The sequence below is a fragment of the Planctomycetaceae bacterium genome (assembly GCA_041398785.1).
GTDB lineage: Bacteria > Planctomycetota > Planctomycetia > Planctomycetales > Planctomycetaceae > JAWKUA01.
In genome coordinates this window covers 150,571-157,309 of record JAWKUA010000020.1, presented here as the reverse complement: position 1 = coordinate 157,309, position 6,739 = coordinate 150,571, and the positions used below count along the sequence as shown (strand labels likewise).

6 protein-coding genes are annotated in these 6,739 nt (G+C 60.5%); 3 read left to right on the top strand and 3 right to left on the bottom strand.

From position 1 onward, the window contains the following. Together R3C19_21060 and R3C19_21055 are read left to right on the top strand one after the other, a co-directional pair. Positions 1-442, top strand: a 442-nt coding sequence (locus tag R3C19_21060; GenBank protein MEZ6062841.1) for a deoxyribodipyrimidine photolyase, incomplete at its 5' end; no start/stop codon positions are given. A gap of 141 nt (positions 443-583) precedes the next feature. Continuing rightward, a complete protein-coding gene (locus R3C19_21055) occupies positions 584-1,090 on the top strand; it encodes a PH domain-containing protein (protein MEZ6062840.1) in 507 nt (168 codons plus the stop codon). A gap of 10 nt (positions 1,091-1,100) precedes the next feature. Here R3C19_21055 and R3C19_21050 read toward each other — a convergent pair whose 3' ends face one another. Continuing rightward, entirely contained in the window at positions 1,101-2,153 is a 1,053-nt protein-coding gene (locus R3C19_21050) for a hypothetical protein (GenBank protein MEZ6062839.1), read from the bottom strand. Positions 2,154-2,274: 121 nt separating this feature from the next. Further along, complete coding sequence (locus tag R3C19_21045; GenBank protein MEZ6062838.1) at positions 2,275-2,958, bottom strand: hypothetical protein; 684 nt, start codon at positions 2,956-2,958, stop codon at positions 2,275-2,277. Between the two features lie 320 nt (positions 2,959-3,278). On the opposite strand from R3C19_21045, the gene R3C19_21040 reads away from it, so the two are divergent. Next, positions 3,279-4,901, top strand: a complete 1,623-nt coding sequence (locus R3C19_21040) for a transglutaminase-like domain-containing protein (GenBank protein ID MEZ6062837.1) — start codon at positions 3,279-3,281, stop codon at positions 4,899-4,901. 17 nt (positions 4,902-4,918) lie between these two features. Here the strand turns inward: R3C19_21040 and R3C19_21035 are convergent, their stop codons facing one another. Further along, positions 4,919-6,490 carry a hypothetical protein gene (locus R3C19_21035; GenBank protein ID MEZ6062836.1) on the bottom strand — a complete coding sequence of 524 codons (1,572 nt, stop codon included), beginning with the start codon at positions 6,488-6,490 and terminating at the stop codon, positions 4,919-4,921. Positions 6,491-6,739: the final 249 nt, after the last annotated feature.

The following is a 6,739-nucleotide window of genomic DNA, read 5'->3' as shown; positions in this document are numbered from 1 at the left end:
TCCCGACTGGGCACTGAAGACGATTCAGGAACACGCCGGCGATCCGCGTCCGGAAAAATATTCTGCCGACGAGTTGTGCCACGCTCAGACGGCCGACGAAATCTGGAACGCAGCCCAGACGGAATTGGTCACCGAAGGCCGCATGCACAATTACCTGCGGATGTTGTGGGGCAAGAAGATTTACGAATGGTCCGAGACTGCTCAGCAGGCTCTGGACGTCATGATCGATCTGAACAACCGCTTCGCAGTCGACGGCCGCAATCCAAATTCGTATTCCGGCATCTTCTGGGTGCTGGGCCGCTACGACCGAGCGTGGGGGCCCGAACGTCCGATTTTCGGCAAGCTGCGGTACATGACGTCGGAGAGTACTCGCCGGAAGCTGAGGTTGTCCGATTATCTGAGCTGGCATTCGAAGGCGTCGCGGCAGGATCGCTTATTTTGAGAAGTCGCAGGTGCGCGAACTTCCCGTTCGGGCGAAACGTTCCGGTGCTACAGCGGGACGGTAGAATTCCAGAGCCTGCACTGCTAGTTTCCGCCGTCGTTCTTGTGTTGTTCACACGCTTTTCGTAAGTGGCGGTTTCTCATGTCCGTGCAGGCGATTGCAGGCGTTAGTCCCGGCTCCGAAGCCGTTGTGATGACCGAATATCCGTCAATTTCCTCCGGCGGTATCGGTCAGATGCTGGGAAGCCTCTATGAGTCGATTCCCTTGCGAGTCGCCGGGCCGAAGTTGTCCTATCTGCTGTTCACGCTGCCCACCGCTCCGATCGGGATCCTGCTTTATCTGTTCAGCAAAGTGTTCGGCGAACGCTACGTATTGACGAATCGATCGGTGCAGATCTGGGCGGCCCGCAGTGACCGCATGATCGGCAAGGTGGATCTCGATGCGATCGAAACTGTGGAACTCGATCAGCATCCCGGACAGGTGTTCTTTCGAGCGGCGGATCTCCGTCTGAAAGATGCTTCGGGAAAGACGCTGCTGCAGTTGAAGGGCGTGCCGGATGCCGGATCGTTTCGCAATGCTGTTCTTAGTTCCGCCAGCGCTCGCCGTCTGACGAAAGCCGCCGCTGCCACGATCGCGGCACGCGGTTGAGTCTCGCCGCTTACGGAACCGGCGGCAAATCGTCCGCGGGATCGTGAGGCGTGGCGCCCATCGCGGACGGTGCGGACGGTGAGGCAGGCGGCTGTGACGTTCCTGCTGGCTGATCCAGCATAGGAACCGAACGGCCTTTGCGGTTGCGCCGATCGGCGGACGTCCGGAGTTCTGCGTTGCGTTTGGTCCAGCGCGTGGCGAAATCTTCTTCCAGCAGCATGTTCAGCAGCGAATCGCCGTAGCGTGCCCAGAGTTCCTCGGCCGGAGTGTTGTCAGGGATGGCAAGCGTCATCACTTCGCAGAAATCACTTTCGGCAAGGAAGCGTTCAAGCGTTCCAGTTGCCGACTGGCCCGGCAGTTCGACCAGACCGAACTGCAGCCAGTTTGCCAGTTCCGTTGCAGGGGACAGTGCCGAACGATTTGCGGCGACGACGCCCCGGCTGTCGGAGATCGTGCGCAGGTGGATGACGCGATCCGGCTGTCGGCTTCGAACTTCATTCAGCAGGAATCGGACCTCGGGAGCGCTGCCGGACAAATCATCGCTGTTCGATGCCTCGGGGAAAGCTCGATGCAGAGCGATGCCGTCGGCGTTGGTGTGCGTCGACGACGCTTCGCCGTCCGGGTTGCCGCTTCGGATCACGGTGACGTGGACTCCGCCGAGCACAAGTTCGTTCTGGTGCAGGTATCTGGCGAGCTGCTCGTTCAGTTGAATTGCCAGGGGATCATGTCCACCCAGACTCCCGACGACAATTGTCTGCCGTTCGCCATTGCCGATCGTCACGGTCTGAATCAGCCGTCCTCCCGCGCTGAGGGCTGACGTCTTCCATGCGAATGGTGTTGGCGCGGAAACCAGGCCGCGTGAAGGATCCTTGCCGGCGATTTGTCGCGGCGGAGTGCCGTTCGATTCCGTGGCTGACCCCGGAAACTCGCCTGGCTCGAACACCGGAGCATCCGACGCGGCATACTGCGGCAGCGACTGCCGGAACGCCGCGAGCGAACCGCAGCCGCTGGCAGCCAGCAGCGGCAGCATCACACAAACGGCGAACGGTACGCGAACTTGCATGATGTGATGGGGAGTCCACATCGGCGTGTTTCGAAGTCAGGGGATTCGATCGTGAACGGGCGCTTCCGGGCCGACCGGCGCACGGCCGCTCGACTCCGGCATCCGGCCGGCGTCGCATCGATCAGTCATCGATGCCAAGCTGGTAGCAAAGCTGATCGAAGCGTTCGTGGAACTCATCCGTCGACGAATGAATGTGCTCGGATTCCGTAATAAACCGCATCTCCTCGCGGCATTTCACTCCGTTGTCTTCTAAAGCTCGCTTGTATTCGGCGTTGTCCTGTCCATAGACGAACAGCAGCTTGTGTTCATCAAGCTGAACTTCCATCGGTCGGCGCGGATTCAGGACGGCGATGCCGCAGCAGCCGTCGTCCAGCAGCAGATCTTCAAAGTCGTACAGGATGCTTTGCAGCACCGGCAAATCGATCTGTTCGCGATATAGATCCGTGTGCTCGCCGTTGTTCTTGTCGTGGCTGGTTTCCAGTACGACGTCAACCGATTCACCCAGCGGATCCAGCAGCGACAGAAATGTGTCGAACAGTTTTTCGCGGCTGACGGATGCCATCAGGACGGGGATGCGAGTTCCGGATTCCTGATCGACATACCATTCGTGGCGATATCCCGTCTGAGGAACGACATCCAGCTTGTACGACGGACGAACCGCGTCGGTCAGCGTGAAGTCGCCGTACCGCGCCACACTCATGTGGGCTTCCAATTCATCTTCGGACAGATGCTGAAAACTGCTGGTGCCGTGTGACATTTCGTCGTCGCGATACGTCGATTTCAGGAATTTCTTCAGGAAACCCATCAGAACCTCACGGTTGTTCGGAGCGGAAAGTTCGTCGATTCGTGCAGCACGGCGACCGGCACTCGGACAACGGCATTGCACCCGCGACGCAACCCTAGCACGTGATTCGCCTTCGACGTGTGGGATTTAGTCCCGTCACCGATTTACCGGCACACAGCACATCACCAAGCGCGAACGTGCCGTCAGGCAAAACTCTGACGGTCTGGCGAAAATCGACGGCTGAGCGTTCGAAGTCGCATTTACCCGCAATTGGAATCCCGAAAGAATGCTGCAATCGGCAGAACTGACGCAGACGTTATCAACAGAACCGGATTGCAATCGTGGCAGACTCTCACCAGCGGCAACAGCAACAGCGGCAGCTGCCGCAATTGAGCCCACAGCACCAACAGAACGCCGTCAGTTCATTCGCAGCGAGACGGTTGCCGGCAGTCAGCCTTCTGGTCCTGGTCGCCCTCACCGCGTTTCCCCTGTCGGCGGCGAAAGCGCAGTCGACGCCTGTGCATCCCGCCGGCAACAGTCCCGTAGCGACCGCCGACTGGTATGTGATTCGGTTCAATGACGACGCCGTCGGCTACGAGCGGATTACATCGCAGCCGCCGATCCGCTCCGAACGATCCGGTTCCAGCGCCGTTGCCCTACTGCGGCATCGGCTGACCAGGCTGCAGTTGAAGCGACTCGGCCGGGATCTGTCGGTGGCGGCCTCTCTGGAAACCTCCGAAGCGACCGACGGAAGCCTGCTGAGTTTTTCCCTGCAGCGCACCGACGCATCAGGAGCCTCAATCGAGCGGTCGGGAGTTCGGCAGGAAGACAGCGGATCGTTTGAGATTGAAGAAACCGTTCAGGCGACACATCGCAAGTATCGGCTCACCGCGCCGCCGCATGTGTGGTCGCCGATCATGGCCGCGTGGGTTGGTGGACCGGTTCTGGCGAACATCCGGCGCGACACGCGTCCGGTGCTGTTTCCCGAAACGGCGGGCATCAGTGATATCGTTGTGGAAAGCGGACGGACACGAGTTGTGCGACTATCCGACCAGCAACAGTTGAAGCTGCAGTCCGCCGCCTTTTACCCGTTTTCCGATCCGACGCAGCGAACCGCCATCTACATCGACGACGGCGGCACCGTGATCGTTCAGGAACAGCCGCTGCTTGGAGGAACGCTGAAGCTGGAAAAGACGTCGGCGGAAGTTGCTCTGTCGTCGCTGAACGGGAAATCCATCGATCTGGACACGATGGCTGTGATCCCCGTCGACACGGCGGTCCGGAACGCGACGGCCGGCGAATCACAGATACTGGAACTTCGGACCAAAGGGCCGCTGCGGAATTTGATACCGGCCGGTTCGTTCCAGCACGTGGAACTCGCGGGCGACCGTTCGGCACGGATCACGCTGCTGCCGGTGGAACGTTCCCGGCGGCGAACTCCCGCCCCTCTGGGACAGCGTGAAAAGCTGCCGTCCACTCGCTGGATGCCGACGGACGATCCGCGAATTCAGCAGCTTGCCTTTTCCGGCGCGGTCGGAGAAACGGATGGCATGCAGCTCTGTCTGCGGCTGGAACGCTTCCTTCATTCGAAGATGCAGCATTCGGCGTTTTCCACAAGCATGGTTCCGGCCGATGAAGTGGCACGCACTCTGCGCGGTGACTGTACCGAACACGCCGTGCTGCTGGCGGCGATGATGCGAGTTCACGGAATTCACTCGCGAGTCGTGTCCGGCCTGGTGGCAGCCACCCGCGGCGTTGGATTTGTCGGACACATGTGGACGGAAGCCAGAATCGGAGACGAATGGGTGCCGTTCGATTCCACGCTGCAATCCAGTGAATTCGACGTCCCTCACATTCGCCTGGCCGATTCAGAACTCCCCGACGACATGGTCAGCGGCGTTACGCTCTTCATCCCGGTCCTGGACCTGGCGGGACGCGCGGAGATTCATGTCATCCGGGAGTAATCAGCAGCGGCTGAAGCTCAGGCTTCGACTCCCAGAAGCCGGCATGCTTCTTCGTAACCGGCGGCCCGGAAGCCGTGCTGATCCTCCCGGTTGTAGCCGTAGCTGCTGGCAGTCACGCGCGCCAGGCCGACAATCTGTCTCCAGCGGAACGCCGGACGGATGGTGCGGTATTCTTCGCGAACGGTGTGGAAGTATTTCTCTCCGTGCAGGCGACCGTCTTCGCTGACGGCATACTTCAGCATCAGCGCGAAGACGGGTTCGACCGGATGTCCGTGTTCGCCGTAGATCTGAATCGCAGCCGTCGCGCGGCCCTGATCGTTGTGACGGATCGCGTCTTCCGCTTCGGCCAGCAGTGCCGACTGATCCGTTGCCTGAATCTGAGCACGATGTTCCTCGGTCGGGAACGCCGGTGTCTGATACGGTGCCGACTGCACTCCGGCGTGATACGCGGCGACAATCAGGCCGGAAACAGCATGCCGCGTGTCGACCACGCGAGCCATGTTTCGCCAGGCGTTCGTCGCGTCGGACGAATGGACGCCCGCCGAATCACCATGCGTGCGCCAGTTGTCCGTTCCCTGCCGCAGCACGTACAGATTCGACGCCAGCGATATGGCTTCGCCGATAACCTCCGGATCGATGCCGTCCGCGAGGGCTGCGGCAACGGCTTCGGCGGCATGTTCGCGGGAACCCTGGTAGATCACTTCGCTCAGTTCGTTGACTGCAGCGTCGCCGGGATCGCGCGTTCCAGGTGTCCTGCCAGCCAGTTTGAACTGATCCAGCAGTTTCGGCAGCAGTGCACGAACCGGCGACTCCGTCCCGTGCTGGTCGATGCGCATCTGCTCGTGGTTGATGCAGAATCGAACGCACTGTCGCAGCAATGAATAGGAATAGTCAGCGCCCAGCAGATCCACCAGACCGTAGGTGCGATGAGCGAACACAAATCGGTGTACGTTCAGATCGTCCTGAATCGCGGGCTGCAGAGCGTTGAACGCGGCCAGCGGAGTCGTTCCGGCCTCCGCGAGCAGTTGTTCGCCGAGATTCACGTCGACGTTGCGACACGCGGCGCGGATTTGGTCGCCGACATCTTCTGCGGCGTGCTCCGCTGCCGCTGCGGCATTCAGGTCATGGAGCTGCGTCGTTGAAGCGCCTCCCACATTCTGAATCTGCTGAGCATTGCGAAACAGGACCTTCAGCACCGGCAGCGCACTGCGGCCGGAAGACAGTTGCTTGCTCATTTCCAGCGCCGGCAGCATTGCCATCGCCGTGTGGAATCCGACATAGTCGCAGCCGCCGAATGACACCGCGTTGGCCAGCGCTCCGGCCGCTGTGAGTTGCTTCAGGCTGGCTTCGCCCTTCATCAGTTTTCCGGCCAGAATCGGCTGCAGAGTTTCCGCAGGCGTGCTGCGCATCAGTTCAACCAGTGCCGCGTATTCGCCCAGCGGAATGGAATCAGAACCCTGGTCGGCGAAGACTGTCGGGAAGCCCAGGTCGTGAGCCAGCGCGCCTCCCAGACCGGCCACCAGCATTCCACGGCCAACATCAGACAGGAACGTTCGACGACTTGCAGACGCCAGTTTTGTGCGCGACATGGGATGCTCCCGTTGCAGGGGCCGAAGTCGGTCACCGGGAAACCGGGAACGCAACGACGACCTGGATATGTCCATAGTGTCCCATTCCGAAATCAAATTTGCGAGTGGCATGTTCGAAAATGGAGGCGTTGCAGCGGCAGCCCTCCCCTGGCAGAACACTGGCGTCCCTCGTCCTGGAACGAAAGACGCATGTTTCCGTGACCCGGCAGGCATCGGCGTGATCGGCCTGCGCAGGAAAAGCACCGAATG